17 protein-coding genes and 2 tRNA genes are annotated in these 21,331 nt (G+C 38.8%); 9 read left to right on the top strand and 10 right to left on the bottom strand.

Going from position 1 to position 21,331, the window contains the following annotated elements:
* The first annotated feature begins 1 nt into the window (after position 1).
* Positions 2-2,881: a hypothetical protein gene (locus tag AAH582_RS11910; protein WP_343322274.1), complete on the top strand. Its 2,880-nt coding sequence runs from the start codon at positions 2-4 to the stop codon at positions 2,879-2,881.
* A 366-nt stretch (positions 2,882-3,247) separates the two neighbouring features.
* Positions 3,248-4,270: a restriction endonuclease gene (locus AAH582_RS11905; protein ID WP_343322273.1), complete on the top strand. Its 1,023-nt coding sequence runs from the start codon at positions 3,248-3,250 to the stop codon at positions 4,268-4,270.
* Positions 4,271-4,275: 5 nt separating this feature from the next.
* Here AAH582_RS11905 and AAH582_RS11900 read toward each other — a convergent pair whose 3' ends face one another.
* Positions 4,276-5,523, bottom strand: a complete 1,248-nt coding sequence (locus AAH582_RS11900; protein ID WP_343322272.1) for a site-specific integrase — start codon at positions 5,521-5,523, stop codon at positions 4,276-4,278.
* 171 nt (positions 5,524-5,694) lie between these two features.
* Positions 5,695-5,774 (bottom strand) — tRNA-Leu (locus AAH582_RS11895).
* A 182-nt stretch (positions 5,775-5,956) separates the two neighbouring features.
* Between AAH582_RS11895 and AAH582_RS11890 the strand changes: the two genes are divergently transcribed.
* Positions 5,957-6,910, top strand: a complete 954-nt coding sequence (locus AAH582_RS11890; RefSeq protein ID WP_343322271.1) for an aldo/keto reductase — start codon at positions 5,957-5,959, stop codon at positions 6,908-6,910.
* Positions 6,911-7,154: 244 nt separating this feature from the next.
* On the opposite strand, the gene coaD is transcribed toward AAH582_RS11890, so the two are convergent.
* From coaD to AAH582_RS11875, 3 genes are read right to left on the bottom strand one after another with little or no spacing between them, the layout of a single operon-like run.
* On the bottom strand, positions 7,155-7,631 hold the full coding sequence (gene coaD / locus AAH582_RS11885) for a pantetheine-phosphate adenylyltransferase (protein WP_343322270.1): 477 nt from the start codon (positions 7,629-7,631) through the stop codon (positions 7,155-7,157).
* 1 nt (position 7,632) lies between these two features.
* Entirely contained in the window at positions 7,633-8,172 is a 540-nt protein-coding gene (rsmD, locus tag AAH582_RS11880; protein ID WP_046673404.1) for a 16S rRNA (guanine(966)-N(2))-methyltransferase RsmD, read from the bottom strand.
* Positions 8,163-8,960 carry a DUF3822 family protein gene (locus AAH582_RS11875; RefSeq protein WP_343322269.1) on the bottom strand — a complete coding sequence of 266 codons (798 nt, stop codon included), beginning with the start codon at positions 8,958-8,960 and terminating at the stop codon, positions 8,163-8,165. Before AAH582_RS11875 ends, rsmD begins: the two co-directional genes overlap by 10 nt.
* Before the next feature lie 85 nt (positions 8,961-9,045).
* On the opposite strand from AAH582_RS11875, the gene AAH582_RS11870 reads away from it, so the two are divergent.
* The 3 genes from AAH582_RS11870 to AAH582_RS11860 all read left to right on the top strand — a co-directional run bounded on the left by AAH582_RS11870 (position 9,046) and on the right by AAH582_RS11860 (position 13,594).
* On the top strand, positions 9,046-10,470 hold the full coding sequence (locus tag AAH582_RS11870; protein ID WP_343322268.1) for an ATP-dependent DNA helicase: 1,425 nt from the start codon (positions 9,046-9,048) through the stop codon (positions 10,468-10,470).
* Positions 10,471-10,557: 87 nt separating this feature from the next.
* A complete protein-coding gene (locus AAH582_RS11865) occupies positions 10,558-13,044 on the top strand; it encodes a S9 family peptidase (RefSeq protein WP_343322267.1) in 2,487 nt (828 codons plus the stop codon).
* 7 nt (positions 13,045-13,051) lie between these two features.
* A complete protein-coding gene (locus AAH582_RS11860; protein ID WP_343322266.1) occupies positions 13,052-13,594 on the top strand; it encodes a hypothetical protein in 543 nt (180 codons plus the stop codon).
* 20 nt (positions 13,595-13,614) lie between these two features.
* Here the strand turns inward: AAH582_RS11860 and ruvB are convergent, their stop codons facing one another.
* The 5 genes from ruvB to pdxH form a co-directional block, all read right to left on the bottom strand.
* On the bottom strand, positions 13,615-14,637 hold the full coding sequence (gene ruvB, locus AAH582_RS11855; protein ID WP_046673408.1) for a Holliday junction branch migration DNA helicase RuvB: 1,023 nt from the start codon (positions 14,635-14,637) through the stop codon (positions 13,615-13,617).
* Positions 14,638-14,649: 12 nt separating this feature from the next.
* On the bottom strand, positions 14,650-15,387 hold the full coding sequence (locus tag AAH582_RS11850; RefSeq protein ID WP_046673463.1) for a polyprenol monophosphomannose synthase: 738 nt from the start codon (positions 15,385-15,387) through the stop codon (positions 14,650-14,652).
* 364 nt (positions 15,388-15,751) lie between these two features.
* On the bottom strand, positions 15,752-16,948 hold the full coding sequence (locus tag AAH582_RS11845) for an NADH-quinone oxidoreductase subunit D (protein ID WP_430459041.1): 1,197 nt from the start codon (positions 16,946-16,948) through the stop codon (positions 15,752-15,754).
* A gap of 5 nt (positions 16,949-16,953) precedes the next feature.
* Positions 16,954-17,442, bottom strand: coding sequence for an NADH-quinone oxidoreductase subunit C (locus tag AAH582_RS11840; protein WP_343322265.1), 489 nt, complete (start codon positions 17,440-17,442; stop codon positions 16,954-16,956).
* Between the two features lie 2 nt (positions 17,443-17,444).
* Positions 17,445-18,098 (bottom strand): pyridoxamine 5'-phosphate oxidase, encoded by a 654-nt coding sequence (gene pdxH, locus AAH582_RS11835; RefSeq protein WP_343322264.1) that lies wholly within the window; start codon positions 18,096-18,098, stop codon positions 17,445-17,447.
* Between the two features lie 153 nt (positions 18,099-18,251).
* Between pdxH and AAH582_RS11830 the strand changes: the two genes are divergently transcribed.
* The 3 genes from AAH582_RS11830 to AAH582_RS11820 all read left to right on the top strand — a co-directional run bounded on the left by AAH582_RS11830 (position 18,252) and on the right by AAH582_RS11820 (position 21,196).
* Positions 18,252-18,815 carry a YqgE/AlgH family protein gene (locus AAH582_RS11830; RefSeq protein ID WP_046673412.1) on the top strand — a complete coding sequence of 188 codons (564 nt, stop codon included), beginning with the start codon at positions 18,252-18,254 and terminating at the stop codon, positions 18,813-18,815.
* Between the two features lie 169 nt (positions 18,816-18,984).
* Positions 18,985-20,874 (top strand): molecular chaperone HtpG, encoded by a 1,890-nt coding sequence (htpG, locus tag AAH582_RS11825; RefSeq protein ID WP_046673413.1) that lies wholly within the window; start codon positions 18,985-18,987, stop codon positions 20,872-20,874.
* A gap of 248 nt (positions 20,875-21,122) precedes the next feature.
* Positions 21,123-21,196, top strand: a tRNA-His gene (locus AAH582_RS11820).
* Positions 21,197-21,331: the final 135 nt, after the last annotated feature.

The following is a 21,331-nucleotide window of genomic DNA, read 5'->3' as shown; positions in this document are numbered from 1 at the left end:
AATGAGCAACAATATTTTAGAACCTTCTATTAATGGACTTCCACCAATAACTGACTGGCAAAAGGTATTTTTGGTACTTCAGCAGGCCAACGAGGCATTTTTGAGGGGTGCTACTTTAAAAGAACTCGGAAAGCAAATCATTGGCGATGTGGAAATTCAAGGATCAGACTTTTATGACTTGCCAATCGCCAATTCTTCAACACCAGTTGCACTTCCTATTCCTACCGTTCCTAATAAATTCGGTTTTTTGGCAAATGGTAAATATAGCCAGCCCTCTGGAGGTACTTTGGAATATGCCGCTACACAATGGGGGCTAACTTTATTTGATGGGACTAAGTGGGTAAAGAAGTTTACTCTTGAATTACCTGAACCTGAAGGCACAGATGAAGTCGTTGAAGGAGGAACAGAGGTCGTAAATCAAAACGGGGTATATCTAGCCGCTGTTAAGCCATTAAGTCAAATTGTGAGCGAAACTCCTAATGGTGTTATTGTGGTAAACGATACATATACTGCACCATTGTATTTTTCTAATACCAACGTTTTTTCTGGATTTCAGTTCATATATGGAAAATATAAAAATTTCAATCAGGCAATAATTAAGATTGGGCAAATAACTGGAACTTCAAACCCAATAACTGAAGCCAACTTGAGAATTTGTGAGGATAGTTACCTTGGAACTGAATTAGCAAGGGTAACTAAAGCTTTAACAATTCCAGAAGGAACTATTCAGGACGTAGTTTTCGATTTTACAGAAATTGTAAATTCAGCTAATAAGAATTTAAGTTTTGAATTTTGGACCAACGGAAAGACTGGATTATTTAGGGGTAGTTTGGCAGCTATAGAATACCGATATAAAACAACTGCCCAGTCGTATACTGATTTTAAAACCCAGTCAAATCCCTCTCAAGGGGGAGCGCTAACGGCAGCACCTTTTTATTTGGTACTTAAGAAGATAACCTCGTCATATAATTTAAAGCCGTCTCTAGTTTCTCAAAAGGTTGATAAATTAGACGATAAGCCGGTTGCGTCTAAAGCTGTCGCAAATAGTTTTGAAGAGCTATCTCCTGTGATTGGCAATGTATATACGCTGATTGCTGAGACTGTAATTGGAGCAGCTAATGTTTTAATTAATACTTCGACATTTGCTGGTTTTGGTCAACTGTTTGGGAAACTAAAAAATTTCAACAGAGTAGTAACTTTAATTCAAGCTTACGATAGTATTAATATGCCTACATATATTGAACTTGTTATTCGTAAGTCTGGTTATCAAGGAGAAATATTATTCCAGATAAAGAAAAATGTGACGGCGGTTTTAAGCACTTCTGTTGAAATATTCTTTGATCTACCCCAGGTATTTACCAACACTGATGATTCAAATATATTTATGTCTTTTTTGGGCGACGGTTATTTTGCATTAATCGGAAAAAGCGGCCTGCCATTACCAAACGGAGAGAGGGTCAGGTACTCATCTGTCAAAGGTTTGACAAGCGTAAATAATCCTATAACATCTGATTCGACTCTATATTTTAAGCTTCAAAATGGAACTATTTCAAAAGGTTTGACAGCAGGAGAAATTGAAAGAGTTAAAGCGGAAATAGATGGTTTTGGTACTCCTAGTTTACTTATTCCTTCTGTATCCTATGTATATCCTGGAGCACCTCTAGATATTTTCGATGATAATGTTTGTGTGCCCGAATATGGGGATAACTTGGAAAATTATCGATTGGATTGGAATGGCTTTGTTGGTAAACAATATAAACGTGGATTTAGGCTCTACCCAGCAACTGAGTCTCTAAATTCAACCATTTCTGTGAAATTAAAGAAAGGAAGGAAAGATCTAACTACAAAATATCACAAACTACTTTCTGCTGCATTTAATGCAGGCCAAAATACCCAGACAGACCTTATTTTATTTAGCGATTCAACAGGAGCTGGAGATGGGCTTATTACTATCCCTTTACAGCAGATTTTTAGCGGATCTGAGCCTATGAGGATAAATTGTAAAGGTACACAGGGTGCCGAAGGCAGTAAGCACGAGTCTTATCCGGGATGGAGAGTGGAGTATACCTACGGACCTGGACCTACATGGCAAAGGATAACTGTTAATGGTGTAAGTACCAGTCCTACTAAAGGGGCAAGATATACTCAGGCGGGAAGTGTGTATAACGTAGAGGAATTTAATATTACAGCGGGATCTGGGCACGTTACATTAAGTATAGTTAGTGGCACTGCCCCCTCCGCTAACGGGTCATTAACAAAAGTTTCAGGTATAGGAGACGCAGTCATAAACTATTCTTCAAAAATTTCAGTTGACGGGAATAAGGCATATGACCCAGTGTTAGGAAAGTTTAGCTTCTCTTATTTCCTATCAAACACAGGTATAACTTTTTCAAATTCTGGATGGATAGTATTTGGATATGGCATCAATGATGTTTTTAGTATAACAGATCCATCGGAGGCAAAAGCTAAAGTAACGACTATGATTTCCCAACTAAACGAAATAATATCCAGTATACATTCTTATTCATCCACAATTCGAATTGGTGTATTAATTACTTTCCCCCCAGCTGGCCAAGACGGTTTCGGTGAAAATTATTCTTTAGATCAGACTGCTGAAATGTATAAGAAAACTGGTTTGGTTGCTTGGCAAAAGCAGCTTATTGAAACATTTGATAATGATGAAAGTAGAAATAATAAAATTTATCTTATCCCAACTCATTTCTACCTGGATACTGTCAATAATTACCCAACTTGGTTAAGACCAGTGAATGGTACGAATCCAAACACAATAGTTATGCAAAACAATGGAGTTCACCCTGACGCTTCAGGTAATAAACAAATAGCTTACTCTATTGCTGGCGCGATTAAATACTTGACATAACATGTGGTCAGAGCAACAAATAGAGTTTTAAAGACTGAGATTTAAGTAATCTCAGTCTTTAACATTTGTAACACTTTTAATTATTTCATTCAAACAAATAATTTTATAGCTGATAGAATAAATAAATATTTTTAAAAATAGTATATTAGAAAATGACAATTTCAAAAGACCAAATTAGCCAATTGAGATCTTTAGGATTTAAGTTTAGAAATAGGAAAAGATATTCATATCTGACTTCTTACAATCAATTTTTATCTATAAATATTGTTAATAATGGATTTCAATTAGAAATTGATGGCAGTAGAATTTACACCAGAGAATTGTCTTTTAAAGATTTAATTAACGTCATTAATATCCTGTTTCCTAATGAAAAACAACGGCAAAGATTATGAGAATTTAATAGCAACATTATATAAACACCTTGCTCCCAATGCGATTTTAACTCCTAATGATTCTATTATTGGAAGAAATAGTGAGGTTAAAAGACAGATTGATTTATCAATCAGATACAACTATGCAAACGTCGAGCATCTTATAATTATTGAGGTAAAAGATTACAATAAGCCCGTTAATGTCAAAACGATAGAGGGCTTTGCCAGTGTTATTAAAGATGTTGGAGCGAATAAAGGTATATTAATTAGTGCAAGAGGTTTTTCCAAAGCCGCACAGAACTTTGGAAAAAATCTTGGAATCGAATGTCTGACCGTCCATAGTGCTGAAAATAAAAATTGGGAAAAAGAGATTCAAATTTTGGTAGTTAGAGAAGAAGATTTATTTGATTTTAGTTATAAATTAGGTTTTAATGCTAAATTAAAAGGCTCTAGCGTAAAGATGCCATTAATACCAATTTTTAGTTTCGATCAAGGAAAAACAGTTAAAAGAATAGGAGAACTAATCCAGGAATTTTTGATATCGAAAAGAGCAAAGAAAGAGGTCTATTCAGGTAAACAAATTGTTTTAAATATTCCTGGAGATATTTGGTTTTACCACTTTGGAAACTGGATCAAATTAGCAAATCTTGAAATAATAACTGCCCATGTAGGTAGTGCAAAATTCTATAGATTCTATACCCCTGAAAAATATACCTATACCGTAGATCATATCAAAAAGCAAATGTCATTACATGGCTCTAAATTTCAGGATCTAGAATATGATATAGATGAAACTCAGTGGCAAAGATTTTCAAAAACAGAAGATCTTCCGATTGTTATTGAAAATCAGACTCATATATGGCAATTTCTAAAATTTACTGACGGTATGTTCCATGTAAGATTTGGTGTTGATAATTTGGATTCGAGAAATGAAATCTCCGTTGATCTGGGGTTGAATAAATACAATGAACAAATCATGGAAGAATATTTGAAAAAAGACGGCGGATTACAAATTTAAAGAAATCAAGAAATATTTCTTAAAACAAAGATATCCTTAAACTCATCATTAACCTTCAGCGCGAAATCGAAGTTGTCATCATCATCCAAATGGGCATATGTCATCGTTGTTTCGATTTTAGTATGCCCTAAAATTTTATTTAGTGCTAGTATGTTCCCTCCAAATTTCATAAACAAATGACCAAAAGTGTGACGTGCGGTATGGCTGGTCACCTTTTTATTGATACCACATTCCTTCATAAATACTTTTAATGTCCGGTTATACTCCTGCTCTGTCGGCAAGTCGAAGAACTTACCTCTATTATTCGAAATAAATCTTTTGGCGATCGGTATCAAAGGGATGGTAATAGTCTTAGGTTTATTCTCCGAGTTTTTAACCATTAAGAACTGAAGGAAATTATCCGATACCATCCATTGATAAGTAGATTCGTATAGATCCGAAATCCGGAATGCTGTAAAGCAGCAAAAAAGGAACGCAGAAAGTACCTGGTAGTCTTGAGCGCCCAGAACATCTTCATCCAATTTGTTGATCAATTTGATCACCTCTTCTTTACGGAGATATACAGCTTCCTTTTTGTGGTATGAATTCTTTATTTCTTTAGGGCCAAACTCCGGAACATAAATTCCATGATGTTCGCTTGCGATTGCTAAATATGCTTTAACATCTTTGATCCGTGTCCAAATCGTATTGTCCTGGATAGCCTTCTTAACAATCCGGCCGTTTTCTCTGACCTCCGACTTTAGATAATTTCGATAATCCGCAAACCATTTCTTGTCGATCTCCGGAAATACAGTTAGTGGTCTAAAATCTATGATCGAATTGATTGTACTAAGGTGATTCATATAAGTGCGCTTGACAATCTCTTTTGAAGCGTAGCGCTCTCTCCTGGATAGTTGCATAAATGCGACCAACGATCGGGAAGCATCAAAATATAAAAGTTCACGCTCCACCATTTCATTTGACAAGATCCTGTTCTGGAGACGGAACCTTTTCGCAATCTCATTTATCTTCGATATATGATCACGGATGATCAAATTATAATCATTTACATCAGGATCATTTTTGAAACGCTGGCGAAGCTCATTCTTTCCAAAATCGATTTTGTCCGATGGCCACTCCAAGTTTAGATTAAACTGTTTGCGATCGGCCTTGGGCCCAATCCCTGAAATATAAGATTCAACATACAGAGCCGACATACCATTTTGCTGGATGCGTGTTTTCCACGTAAATAGTTTTAAAGAAATTTTGAACATTACTACGGGTGATGATAAAGATTAATACAAGCCTCAATCTTGTCTACATCATGTCTACAAAATTTCGGCATTAAAACTAAACCACCCGTGTCAAGGAGTTGATTCTATGTTCCCAAAAGGGCATTTTACTTAAAAAGGGCCTTATCATGTGTAATGTTAAGACCCTTTAAGTACCCGGAGCCGGAGTCGAACCGGCACGGTTTCCCACTGGTGTTTGAGACCAGCGCGTCTACCAATTCCGCCATCCGGGCATATCCGTTTGGGATGATGCAAAAGTAAGTAAAGTTTTTATTATTCCAAATCACTATACTGATCATTTTTAAAACTCACTGAAAATGAATGAGAAAATTTAAAAAAAACTTTTCATTGCTCTATCAATGGATTGAAAACGGCCTTTTTTACGTAATTTTAATCAGGAAACAATCAAATGATCATGGAAAAAGTAAAACTCGGAAACAGTGAAATTGAATTCAAACCGCTGGTCTTCGGTGGAAATGTATTTGGCTGGACCGTCGATGAGAAACAGTCTTTCGCCCTGTTAGATGCTTTTATCGATATGGGATTCAGTCTTATTGATACATCCAACAACTATTCGCATTGGGTGCTGGGACACAGTGGGTCAGAATCAGAAACAATCATTGGCAAATGGATCAGCAAAAGAGATATTCGCGATAAAATTCAGATTGCAACAAAAGTCGGCGGACGTCGAATAGACAATAGTAAACCTAATCTTAAAAAAGAGTATATTATTAAATCTGTGGAAGATTCACTCCTGCGATTGAATGTAGACACAATCGATCTTTATCAATCTCATCACGATGATCTGACAACTGGAATCGATGAAACACTGGAGGCTTATCATCACCTGATACAGAATGGAAAAATAAAATGGATCGGTGCTTCCAACCTAAGTCCAGAACGGATTTCAGAATCCCTTCGTATAGCCGAAGACCACAATTTACCGTATTATATCGCTATTCAGCCCGAATATAACCTTTACGACCGGATGAAATACGAAGAGCAGTATGAACAATTTGCCCTCGATAATCATCTTGGCGTCATCAGCTATTATTCACTTGCGAGTGGTTTCCTGTCGGGTAAATACCGCTCTATTGATGACATCAAAGGTGTCAAGCGTTATGACGCACTAAAAGACAAGTTTAACACCCGCGGCCTGCGCATTTTAGATGTGTTGGCTGAGATAGCACATACACAACAAGCTAGCATGTCAGCTATTGCATTAGCCTGGAATTTACACAGGCCTTCAGTTACAGCGCCTATAGTGAGTGCAACTAGTATCCAGCAGCTCGAAGAACTTAGCAGAGCTGTAGAAATAAAGCTGACACCTGAAGAGTATTACCTCCTAAACAAAGCAAGCGATTACTAGACCAAAAAGCACAAAAAAATAATTTAATTTATTGAAAATAAGAATGTTAAAAATACACCAATCACATTGCCAAATAATATTTGGCTATATCGTATAGAAGAAAGTGAACTGTTCTAAAATTAAGAAAATAAATAATTTAGATAACGATTATAAACACCTGTTTTTCAATAACAAAAAATGGCTAACAAAATAATATTCTGTTGGCCATTTTTTGTTAATATCGCTTTTCCCCACCCGAGGTAACTTATCTTATTTTTTCATTCAGCATGGATAAAATGGAAACAGGCACCATTGCACTGATATCTCCCCCATTAAACCACACGTCTCTTACAATGGAAGAAGAAATATGAGCTTTTCCAGATCTACTCATTAAAAAATAGCTTTCAACATCATTATTGAGCAGCAGATTATTTTGAGCAACAGCGTTTTCAAATTCAAAATCATTGGTATTTCGGAGCCCACGCAATATAAAACGCGCTTTAACCTGCTTACAGAAATCTACTGTAAGGCCTTTATATTTATGCACCTCAACACTATTAACATCCTTAAAAACACGGCTAATTGAATCTACCCGCTCATCGTGGTCTAACATTCCTTTTTTATTGGCGTTATAGCCAACTGCAATAATAATTTTATCAAATAGCGGCATTGCTCTTTCAACAAGATCTTGATGAGCTAACGTAAAGGGATCAAAAGAGCCCGGAAAAACAGCAATTTTCATATCAAATAGTCTTAGCGTAAAAGGAAAATGATGAATACCCGTATTTTCTAGTTTCTATAAAATTTGGATGATCTTCCATCTGTCTTGTTGACGGATGCTCAACAACGAGGAGCCCTTGATCATGCAGCAATTCTTGTTCGAAAATTAATTTTGGTAATTGTGGCAATTTAGGAATATCATAAGGCGGATCTGCAAAAATAAAATCATACGTATTTTTACAACTGGCAATGAATTTAAATACATCGGCTTTCCTCGCTTTAATTTGCTCCAGTTTCATCTTTCTGGCGGTATCATTGATATATTGTACACATTTGAAATGAAGATCTATTGCATCTATGGATTCGACGTCCCGCGATGCGAGCTCGAAACTAATATTGCCTGTTCCAGCAAAAAGATCCAGACACTTTAAGTGATCAAACTCCAGTCGGTTCTGTAAAATATTAAACAACGCTTCCTTGGCGATATCCGTGGTTGGTCTCACAGGTAAATTAGTGGGTGGATTCAGCCTTAAACCACCTAAACGCCCTCCTATTATTCGCATAGTATAGAATCAAACAATACATTATACGGTGCCAAATTTGACTCGATTTCGCTATCCGCCAATACGACTTTTGTCTTCAAATCCAATATCTCGATTTCTCCCGCATAAGCAGAGATACGTTTATAATAAGATTCATTGGGAATCTCCCCGGAAAGAAGCACCTTATTGATGGAGCTCCCTAGATTAAATTGTGTTAAAATATTAAGCACGTAGTAGCTGATATCATCTAAATTATGGATTTCAAAACTATTGTAAAGCTGGAACACTCCGTTTTTAAACAGATAAAAATCAACTGTATTTTCAGCTACGAAATGAAGCCCGAGCACACTGCCTCTAATGGATACACGCTCCTGCGCACGGTCAAGCACAACCGCAAATTCGGGAAGTATAACTGCATCGGGAAACAACCTTTTCCATCTATTCAACAAAAGACCATCAAACTGATATACAGCAACTAAATTAAGATTATCTAAAGAATAGCTAAATGTATTTTCAAGATCAGTAGTCCCTAAAAAGGGTAAGTAATTGCTGATATTTTCGTGTAAAAAAAATTCTTTTGGAATAAACGTAAAAGTTTGATGTGGTATCACAACCCGAACAAATCGAAACGGAAGGCTCATAATCCGCGTAGCATCCAAAATCGGTTCCTCTGACGGATACTCGATCAAAATCGGTGCGATCGACTTTTTATCGACCACCGCCAAGACATCCTTCTGAAAGCCAGCCTTGACCAAAAGATTGTACTCCGGTAAATAATGAATATTAAATTGTTTTGAAATATAATTCATTCGCTGAATTGTAAAAATTAAAACTTCTTAGAGCAAAAATAGCTTTTTCTAGAGGATAAGACAAACCTTTTAAATAACTTTGAGGGTGTTCATCAAAAATCTGTTAATACAGCAATTCCCATGGCAAGCCACCGAACAGCAGTTGGAGGCTTTCGAATTACTGCAAGAATTCCTACTCGCTTTTGACAAGCAATCCTGTTTTGTACTTAGAGGATACGCCGGTACGGGAAAGACAACGTTAATTTCGGCGCTGGTTAAAGTGCTGCCGGCTTTGCGAAAAAAAGCTGTTCTACTGGCGCCAACGGGCAGGGCGGCAAAAGTGATCACCTATTATTCTGGTCGCAAAGCACTGACAATACACAAGAAAATATACCGAAAGAAATCTGCCGTATCATATCAGCTGGATTTTACCTTGGCGGAGAACCTGCACGAAGACACTTTATTTATCATCGATGAAGCTTCAATGATATCCAACGCGCCTGTGAATGCATTTTCGGCAAGCCTATTGGACGATTTGATCCGTTATGTACAATCGGGGAAGAACTGTACCTTATTATTTGTTGGAGATACGGCTCAACTACCTCCTGTAGGACTCTTGGATAGTCCTGCCTTAAATCCGAGCTATCTCGAAAGTGAATTTCATCTTTGCGTTTATCCTTTTGAGCTGACCACGGTTGTCCGTCAGTCCAAAGACTCTGGCATACTGTATAATGCAACTAAAATACGTGAGGAGATAACCTCGGCAGAGGAAGGTCAAGATGATTTTCCCTTCCCAAAATTCATAACAAAAGGATTTAAAGACCTTTACAGAATGACAGGTGAACGGTTAATAGAGGGAATAAACTATGCATATGATAAATATGGACTCGAAAATACAATGATTATCTGCCGTTCAAATCGATCGGCAAATTTATACAATCAGAATATAAGGAACCGGATTTTGTTCCGGGACGAGGAACTGACGGGCGGAGATTATATTATGGTTGTAAAGAACAACTACTTCTGGCTACAGGAAAACAACATGGGCGATGGATTTATTGCAAACGGCGATATGGCCAAAGTACGAAAAGTAAGTAACATCCACGATCAGCATGGATTTCGATTTGCAGATGTGACACTTGAATTTGTAGACATCGACGAAATAGAACCCATCACTTGCCGCGTTATCTTAGACAGCCTTTATACAGACAGCCCCAATCTGCCTTACGAAACCCAAAAAACACTATACGAAGAGATTGCTTTGGACTATGCCGATATCATGGACAAGAAGGACAGGCTCGAAGCAATCAAAAAAGATCCCTATTATAATGCGCTTCAGATTAAATTTGCATTTGCAATTACCTGCCATAAAGCACAGGGCGGCCAATGGCCAATCGTCTTTGTCGACCAAGGCTATATAAACGATGATATGTTGGATCTTGAATTTTTAAGATGGTTGTACACCGGGGTTACCCGGGCAACAAAGGAACTTTTCCTGGTTAATTTCAATGAAAACTTCTATCCATCATAGGATTATTACACGAATCATTCGCAAAAGAAGCTAATAATAGATATTTTTACGTTCAGAACCATTATTATACAATTATCTATATTATTAATGCATAAGTACTACTTTATCTTAGCGGCGAGCTTATTGCCCTATGTGAGCACTGCACAACAGGCAAAGGAAGCGCCTATCAAGTCCAATTATCAGTTGGCTGCAAAATTCTCCCCTGAAAAATTAAAGAAAATGATTTTTTCGACGAGCATCAAACCAAATTGGATCAATTTTTCCGATCGCTTTTGGTATGATTACGCAAGTCCGCAGGGAAGAAACTGGTACATTGTAAACCCTGCGCTGAAAAAGAAAGATCTTCTTTTCAACAATGACAACCTCGCCGCTCAAATTACTAAAATCGTTAAAAATCCTGTCGATGCCCAACATTTGGAATTACAGGGCCTTCGATTTACCAAAGATGAGAAAAAATTGAGGTTCCAAGTGCAGAGTACCAAAGATACGGTGAAATCCAAAGATGAAATACAAAAGCTCAAGAATAAGTCCGATACCACCAAAAAGAAACTATTTTATCTGGAATATGACTTAGCAGCACAGTCTGTGGTAGAAATCAGCGACTCGACAAAGGTAAAACCGCCATTGGGTTGGGCCACATTCTCCCCTGACACCAATACAGTCTATTTTGCAAAAGATTACAACTTGTATTGGATGGACAAATCCAACTATCTTAAAGCGGTAAAGAATGAAAAAGACAGTACCATTGTTGAACACCAGATAACAAAAGATGGTGTACAATATTATGCTTGGGGCGGTGATGAATATAGCACAACTACGGGTGAGGAAAAAGATAAAGACAACGATACTAAACGCAAGCGGGTATGGATCAGCTGGTCTCCAGATGGACGTTATTTTACCTTAACCAGAAAGGACAACCGTCCCCTAAAGCCCTTATGGGTAATCAATAATGTTGGCTCATCCCGGCCGACACTTGAAACTTATAAATACCAAATGCCTGGCGAAGTCGATTCAACAGAAACTGAACTATATATCTTCGACGCAGCAGCAAGAACTCCACGCCGCATCAATATAGCTGCGTTTAAAAATCAGACCGTATCTACCTGGACAAAAACCCCGGATAAAAATTCTTATAAAGAGGATTATTTTATCAACTACTGGCTGGGCAATAACGAAGAGTTTTACATTTCGCGCTCTAGCCGTGACCTGAAACGAATTGATCTCCTAAAGGTCAATATAAATGGTACGGTAAACAATATTATCCAGGAGCGTTCCAATGTATATTTGGATGTTCAGAAACCATTCTTGATCGAAAACAAAAAGCAATTAGTTCATTGGTCGGAAAGAGATGGCTGGGGCCACTACTACCTCTACGACACAAATGGAAAATTGATTAATCAAATTACAAAAGGCGCTTTTCATACGGAGGAAATTACCGGTTTAGACCCTGCTTCCGGAACATTATACTTTACAGCATCGGGACGTGAGAAAAACGAAGACCCCTATTATCTACACCAGTACAGTATAAATACAAATGGCACCGGAATTAAATTATTAAATCCAGGAAACTTTGACCACCAAGTGGAAATGAGCGAATCTTCCCGATATTTTGTCAATAATTCCTCCAGAGTAAACACGACTCCTGAATCCGTCTTATATAATAGCAATGGACAGAAAATAATGACACTGGAAAAAGCTGACCTATCCTTGCTATTTGCTGCAGGTTACAAATTTCCAGAACCTTTTAAAGTGAAAGCTGGGGATGGCACCACGGATCTCTATGGGGTCATGTACAAACCATTTGACTTTGACAGTACTAGAACTTATCCCATTGTGGAATATGTATACCCTGGGCCTCAAACCGAAGCTGTCAATAAATCCTTTGGAAGAAGCATGGACAGAATTGACAGGCTAGCGCAGTTTGGTTTTATCGTCATCACAGTTGGTAACCGTGGCGGACACCCTTCACGTTCGCAATGGTATCATACCTATGGATACGGCAATCTGCGTGACTATGGTTTGGAAGATAAAAAAGTAGCGGCAGAACAGCTCGCAGATCGTTATAAATACATCGACATTAACCGCGTTGGCATAACTGGTCACTCCGGCGGTGGTTTTATGTCTACAGCAGCGATGCTTGTTTACCCTGACTTCTTTAAAGTTGCGGTGTCTGGCGCCGGAAACCATGAAAATCAGATTTACAACCGCTGGTGGAGTGAGCGTCATCATGGGGTGACAGAAAAAGTATCTGCTAAAGGTGATACAACATTCTCCTACCAAATCAATAAAAATACAGAGCTTGCAAAAAACCTAAAAGGCAGGCTGCTTATCGCTACCGGAGATATTGACAACAATGTACACCCGGCAAATTCCATTCGAATGGTGGACGCATTGATAAAGGCAAACAAAAGATTTGATTTCTTGCTATTACCAGGACAAAGACATGGTTTTGGCGATATGACGGAGTATTTCTTCTGGAAAATGGGCGATTACTTCAGCCAATATCTGTTGGGTGATTCCAAGATGAACGAAGTTGACATGACTGAAATGAATCGAGAAAAACCACAAAAATAACGGTTGCGTGACCTACGATGAAAAATTAGCATTTTTATCCATTACCTTGAGATCTTTCGAGGTAACGGATTTTTCTTTGGATATCCTTCAAGGGATAACCCTGGCCGAGCTGTTGAACATCTCCTTAGAGAAGGATAAAAAGGTTGCCTTTCGCGCCGCCTGGGTATTTGAAACCATCGTTTTAAAGAATACAGCATTACTAAGATCTGTTCTCCCGCAATTCTTGAACAATTTAAAAAAACAAAAAAACTGGAGTTGTCTTAGAAGCTATACCAAAATTCTATTATTTTTAACGTCTAAAAAAAATAAAGAATATACACTTCAAAATGAGATAGAAGAAGAAATTATCGAGCACTCCTTCCAATGGATGATCGAACCGTCATGTCCCGTCGCCGTATTGGTCAACTGTCTGGACATCTTAAATAACCTACGAAAAAAGTACCCTTGGATACATGAGGAGTTACAGGCTCAGATAAGCTATTTTCAACGAACAAAACCGAGTCCAGCCTTAATGAGCCGGACCAATAAAATTATTCAGCAGAAAAGTTAAAGTATCGTTTCCATTCGCGATTAAAACAATGTATTTCCTTTCGAGTGATTGACACGGCCCAAATGCTTATACGCAGCCTCGGTACATTCGCGACCCCGCGAGGTCCGCATAATGTATCCTTCTTGAATCAGAAAGGGTTCGTAGACTTCCTCAATCGTACCTTCATCCTCCCCAACTGCTGTGGCTACAGTTTTTAAACCGACAGGTCCACCTTTAAATTTGTCTATAATGGTCGTTAAGATTTTGTTGTCCATCTCGTCTAAACCATTTTCATCCACATTAAGCGCGTGCAAAGCATATTTCGCTATTTCTTTATCGATGCTTCCGTTACCCTTTATCTGTGCAAAATCCCGTGTACGGCGCAGTAAAGCATTGGCTATCCGGGGTGTACCTCTGCTCCTTCGTGCAATCTCATAGGCACCTTCATCAGAAATCGGTGTGTTTAAGATATGTGCCGAGCGTAACACGATAGTTGTCAGGAGTTTTGCATCATAATATTGTAGGCGTGAATTAATTCCAAAGCGCGCACGCAAAGGAGCAGTCAAAAGCCCCGAGCGTGTTGTTGCCCCTATCAAGGTAAACGGATTCAGGGAGATCTGCACAGACCGTGCATTCGGCCCTGTTTCCAGCATAATGTCGATTTTAAAATCTTCCATTGCCGAATAGAGATATTCTTCTACTAAAGGGCTTAGACGGTGGATCTCATCGATAAACAAGACATCCCCTTCTTCGAGATTTGTCAATAATCCTGCAAGATCACCCGGTTTATCCAATACAGGTCCCGAAGTAATTTTAATGCCAACCCCCATCTCATTAGCAATGATATGGGATAAGGTAGTCTTTCCTAAGCCTGGGGGGCCATGTAGCAAAACGTGATCCAGCGCCTCGCCTCTCAGCCTGGCTGCCTTCACAAAAATATTGAGGTTTTCTAATATTTTAGCCTGACCTGTGAAATCTTCAAAAGCCTGAGGTCGCAAAGCCCGTTCAATATCACGATCTGTGTTGCTCAGACGTTCTGGATTTGGATCTAAATTCTCGTTCATTGTGGGCTATTTTTAATTTCTCTTGTAGCGCTTTCCGATACTTCCTAATTTCAATTGGATAACGCCAAAAAATGCTTCCTTAAAGATACTTGTGCTCATCTTTGATGTGCCTTCGGTTCGGTCTGTGAATATAATGGGTACTTCAACCACATTAAAGCCATATTTTACGGCTGTGAATTTCATTTCAATCTGAAAAGCATAGCCTACAAACTTAATCTTTTCGAGAGGGATCGTCCGGAGGACCTCCCTAGTGAAACAGACAAATCCCGCGGTAGCATCCTGGATATTTATTCCGGTTATAAAACGAACATATACCGAAGCAAAATAGGACATCAACACACGGCTCATCGGCCAATTGACAACATTCACTCCTTTAATATAACGCGAACCTATGCTCATATCAGCACCATCCAAACAAGCCTGCCGTAAGCGGAGCAGATCCTCTGGATTGTGGCTGAAGTCCGCATCCATTTCGAAAATATACTGGTAATGTTCGCGGGATAGCGCCCATTTAAATCCATGGATATACGCTGTTCCCAAACCCAGCTTTCCGGTTCGCTCTTCGATAAACAAACGGCCAGTAAATTCATTAACCTGTAAATTCTTGATGATTGTAGCCGTCCCATCGGGCGAACCGTCGTCTACAATTAAAATATCAAATGCGTGTGATAAGGAAAAAACTTTGCGAATGATTTTTTCAATATTTTCCTTTTCATTGTATGTTGGAATGATAACTAAACTATCCGTCACTTTTATATATTTAAGACCAGTAAAGGTAATCATTTACGTTAAATTCTAGTACAGGAATTCGATGAAATCTACAAGATAATCAACAATACTCGCGCGAAAAGACAGTAAACCCTTCAAGCTCAAACCAACGCACCGGCATCATAAATACACAGCATCAATAGAATGCATGCCATAAAAAAGAGAAGCCCGTTACTTTGGGAGTAACGAGCTTTCATTAACCAATTATAAACTTAAATTATGAGACTGCAAATATGATGAAAATTGCTTTCATTTACAAATTTATTTGCGTTTTTATGCAACATTTTCAATACAATCCCTATTTTATTTTGCTAAATCGTTTATAAAACATGCACACTACCGCAATCTAACGGTCCACCTCCCCCAAAACGATATCAATCGATCCAAGGATCGCAATTAGATCAGCAATCAGCACCCCTTTTCCAAGTTCTGAAATCACCGAAAGGTTATTAAAGCTTGGGCCCCTTGACTTGACCCGCAACGGGATATCTGATTTATCTTTTGTGACAAAATAAAACCCTAATTCTCCTTTCGGATTTTCAGCACGGACATAGTAGTCCTGAGCTTTCAGATTCACTTTCTTCGGAACCAAAGCGCGCGGATCAAATTCGGCCGTACGTTTAAAGTCTTTCTTTAATCGTTCAAGACATTGCTCAACAATGCGAACCGATTCCTTGACCTCGTCTACCCTAACTTTATAACGATCCCAGCAATCACCGATTTTCCCCATTTCACCTTTTCCCACAGGTATCTCAAAATCAATTTCCGGGTAAACAGAATAACCATCTATGCGCCTCAAATCCCATTTTATTCCCGATGCACGCAGCATAGGTCCCGATACGCCATAATTTATGGCAACATCAGCAGGAAGGACACCTATTGTAGCTGTACGGGAAATAAATATTTGGTTCTGTGTCAATATCTCATCCAGTTCGACCAATTTAGGTTTGAAATACGTGATAAATTCTGTACAGCGCTCTTCAAAGCCAACGGGCAAATCATAAAATAAGCCGCCTACCCAGATATAGTTGTACAGCATCCTGGAACCTGAGGCCCATTCCAACATATTCATGATATGTTCACGATCCCGAAAACACCACAAAAATGGCGTTGTGGCACCGATATCAATACCATATGTTCCAATAGCAATCAGGTGGGATGCTATTCGGTTGAGTTCACAGACCAAAACCCGAATGTACTCTATTCTTTTAGGTATTTTGCTGTCAAGGCCAAGCATACGTTCAACCCCCATAACGAAAGCATGGCTATTGTTCATCGAAGCCAAATAGTCCAAGCGATCAGTAAAAGGAATTGTTTTTGCATAATTCAACGATTCAGCATGCTTATCGAAACAACGATGCAGATAACCCAAATGTGGAACAACCTCTTTCACGATCTCTCCGTCTGTAATCAGTTGTAACCGAAGCACACCATGTGTCGAAGGGTGCTGAGGTCCCATATTCAACACCATTTCCTGACTTGAGATCTCTGTAAGGTGTTTTTCATAGCGCAGTAATGCCTCTTTATATTTTGGATTCGCCATTTCTATCAATTAATATGAATGCCATGATATTTCTCCGCTTCCTCATAATCCTTCCGTAAAGGATAGCCCTCCCAATCGTCAGGCAGCAAAATCCTTCTAAGGTCCGGATGTCCCTCAAAATAAATCCCCATCAGGTCAAATGCTTCGCGCTCATGCCAGTCTGCCGTGCGCCACACCGAAGTAAGCGAAGGAATCTCCGGTAGTTCATCCAGCGAACGATGACCAGACAACTCAACTTTTAAGACCAAACTGTGTTGATACGGTAAGGAATTTAAATGGTAGACAATGGTAAAATGCGTTTGATAATCCACTGCAGTAAGGTTGCTTAAAAAATCAAAATATAAGCCTTCTGTATCCCGGAGGAATAAACAAACGGCTACAATATCTGCTTTATCCATAAATAGTGCAGGCTGCAGCCCATTGCGATCTTCTTTAAGAATAAGTTGAGTTCCAAATTTGGAAACAAGCATCGATTTAATTTCGTCAAATGTCATATTTATGGAGCTATACGCGTAATCTTCCAGGAATCTGACACTTTTTTATAGACTATGCGATCATGTAACCGGCTTGCACGTCCTTGCCAGAACTCGAAATAAACCGGTTTCAATAGATAACCACCCCAATGCCATGGTCTAGGTACAGAATCGTTCCCATCATACTGATGCTCGAGTTCTTTCACCCTGCCTTCCAGAAAACTGCGGTTGGGGATTTCGTGGCTCTGCGGGGATGCTAGTGCACCAATACGGCTTGCTTTTGGCCGCGATTGGAAATATTCATCCGAATCGGCCTCACTCACAAAATCAATAACACCTTCAATTCGGACCTGCCTTTGTAATTCGGGCCAAAAAAACAACAAGGCCACATGCGGATTAGCTTTCATATCCTCACCTTTACGGCTTTCATAGTTTGTAAAAAAGACCAGTCCGTCGGCTACAATGTCCTTCAATAAAACGACTCTCGAGGACGGCAATTGCTGCGAGGACACCGTTGAAAGCACCATGGCATTTGGCTCAATTACCTCGCTACGAATCGCCTCGTCAAACCATTTTTTAAACTGCTGGACCGGATCACGATCCACGTCCGATTCAGATAGGCTACCTAATACGTAATCCTGTCTGATTGCTGCAATATCTTTATGTTGAATGGACATAGAAACCTGTTTTTATATCCTACAAACTTACTAAAATCATTGCTTTTTCTCTATAAAGTTAGTAGAAATTGACAAAATCCTAATTTTGGCACAAATCTCGCATAGATTAAATAAAAAAGATTAAATTCAATAAATAATTAAAACTCGCGCTATATGTTTACCGAACTAGACCCACAAAAAGGAAGTCTGTTGATTTCCGAACCATTTATGCTAGACCCTAGATTCCTCAGATCCGTGATATTGTTATGCGAATACAATACAGAAGGTTCCCTCGGATTTGTCTTAAATAATCAAACCAATGTTCGTATAGGCCAATTATTGGAAGCTATACCGCATTGCAATTTCCCCATCTACGTCGGTGGTCCCGTGGCTCAGGAAAGCCTTTTTTTTGTACATAGCCGTTTTGATTTGCTGCTGAGTGGCGAAGAAGTAGCCCCTGGAATCTATTTTGGCGGCGATGAAGATAGACTTATTGAAGCCATACAAACGGACAGCATAAAACAAGATGAATTAAAATTCTTTATCGGATATTCTGGATGGTCCGCCGGTCAGTTAGACGGCGAAATAAAAGAAAATAGCTGGGCTGTACAAAACAAATACCACCATCAGCTCATTTTTGAAGGCAACGGTGAATTGCTATGGAAGGATGCGATTATTGGACTTGGCCCCAAATATGCACATGTCGCCAATTTTCCGCATAGCCCAGGTCTAAACTAGTATAAAGACCACCTCGCGCTGACAGAGTACGTTGGGATTCTATAAATCCAGCAAACGCCTCCATGACAAAATAGACCGTTTCCTGCCATCATGTCCTGTAGGGACGATTTGGAACACAGATTGTATGTTTTAAACAAATCTTAAAATTAAAAATAGCGACATACAAATTATGAATCCAGAAAAAGGTAGTATTTCAATTCACACGGAGAATATATTTCCCGTAATCAAAAAGTTCTTATACTCTGATAATGAAATTTTCTTGCGTGAACTGGTATCTAATGCCGTTGATGCTTCTCAAAAAATCAAACGTCTGGCTTCTTTGGGTCAATACCAAGGGGAAACAGGAGAATTGATTGTAGACGTAAAATTTGATGAAGCTGCCAAGACCATCACTATTTCCGACAATGGTATTGGTATGACAGCAGATGAAATAAAAAAATACATCAACCAGATCGCTTTCTCAGGCGCAACAGAGTTCATGGAAAAATTCAAAGAGGCAAATGATGCAAATGAAATCATTGGCCGCTTTGGTTTAGGCTTCTATTCCGCATTTATGGTGGCCGATACAGTAGAAATCCAATCCTTATCTTATCAGGATGGAGCAGAACCCGCTCATTGGACTTGCGATGGTAGTACATCTTACGAAATTTCTACAGGTACAAGAACCACCCGTGGAACAGATGTCATCTTACATATTAACGAAGAATCAACTGAATTTTTAAGCCAGGCACGCTTACAGGACATTTTAGATAAGTATGCTAAATTTCTTCCTGTTTCAATTCGTTTTGGTACCAAAACGAATTCTGAACCGGATGGCGAAGACGAAGAAGGAAAACCAAAATACAAATCTGTAGCGGTAGATAATATCATCAACAATACCAATCCGGCTTGGACAAAATCACCGTCTGAATTAAAAGACGAAGATTATCTAGCCTTCTACCGCGAACTCTATCCCTACTCAATGGATGAGCCGTTGTTTTGGATTCATCTCAATGTAGATTACCCATTCAACCTAACAGGTATCCTTTACTTCCCTAAAGTTAAAAATGAACTGGAGATCCAACGCAATAAAATCAAACTCTATTCTAGACAAGTGTTCATCACCGACGAGGTAAAAGATATTGTTCCTGAATTCTTGATGTTACTTCATGGGGTCATCGATTCACCGGATATTCCATTAAACGTATCCCGTTCATTTTTACAGGCAGACAGTAACGTTAAAAAAATCAACAGTTATATCACCAAAAAGGTGGCCGACAAATTGAACGAAATATTTAAGACCGACCGTAAGGGGTTTGAAGAGAAATGGACGGATATCGGTTTATTCATCAAATACGGTATGCTAAGCGATGAGAAATTTGCTGAAAAAGCAAATGACTTCTGTTTAGTAAAAAACACAGGGAACCAAAGCTTCACCATTAAAGAGTATTACGAAAAGGTCAAAGATATCCAGGTAGATAAAGATGGTAACATTGTCTACTTATATACACATGATGCCGCTCAACAAGATGGCTTTATCCAAACAGCATTAAACAAAGGTTATGATGTTTTGATGCTTGATGGGCCACTGGATACGCACTTTGCTGCTTATTTGGAGCAAAAGGGCGGTGAAAAGGTTCAATTGAAACGTGTGGATGCTGACGTTATCGATAAATTGATCCAAAAAGACGAAAAGGTCGAACTTGCCCTTTCGGAAGAAGAATCCAAAAAAGCGCTTGAGGTTTTCGAAAAAGCAATTTCACGGCAAGATATGAAAGTTGAAGTTGACGCGTTAAATGAAGGTGACCTGCCTGTATCGGTAACAATTGATGAATTTATGCGCCGAATGAAAGATATGGCCAAGACAGGTGGAGGTATGAATTTCTATGGTTCATTGCCCGACAATTATAAGGTAACTGTCAATGGCAACCATCCGCTGATCAAAAGAATTTTATCAGCATCGGACGAAGAGGGTTCAAAACTAGCAAAACAGGCTTTTGATTTAGCGCTCCTATCCAGAGGTTTATTGTCTGGAGCCGATCTAACATCTTTTGTGAAGAGAAGTGTAGAAATGATCTAACAACATTTCTTCTACTAAAAAAGGTGGTTTCTTTGATAGGAACCGCCTTTTTTAGTAGAAATTGGAAGCAAATGGTAGCTTTGGGAGTAGCGAAATGCATATCCGCACCGATATGGACGCGTTTCGATGTTTTTTATTAAAATTTAATAAACTAATCTTCACCTAGTTGGCTTTAAACGCTGTTTTTTTTCAGTCAAATATTTGGAGGGAATAGGGTTTAATCGTACTTTTGTATCATCAAAATCACGGTAGGTATAGCTCAGTTGGTTAGAGCACTAGATTGTGGTTCTAGGGGTCGTCGGTTCGAGCCCGATTACTTACCCAAAAAGGCAGATCAAATGATCTGCCTTTTTTAATTTTGTGAATTCAATTAATACAGCCTCCGATCAACCGCTCCATAACCCCTTAACAATAGCGCATTCAGACTCACTATAGCCTTTACGCTATGAAAACAACT

Origin of the sequence: Sphingobacterium multivorum (assembly GCF_039511225.1) — a bacterium.
Lineage (GTDB): Bacteria > Bacteroidota > Bacteroidia > Sphingobacteriales > Sphingobacteriaceae > Sphingobacterium.
Note: the sequence above shows the minus strand (reverse complement) of the source record. Positions and strands in the feature narration are given on the sequence as shown.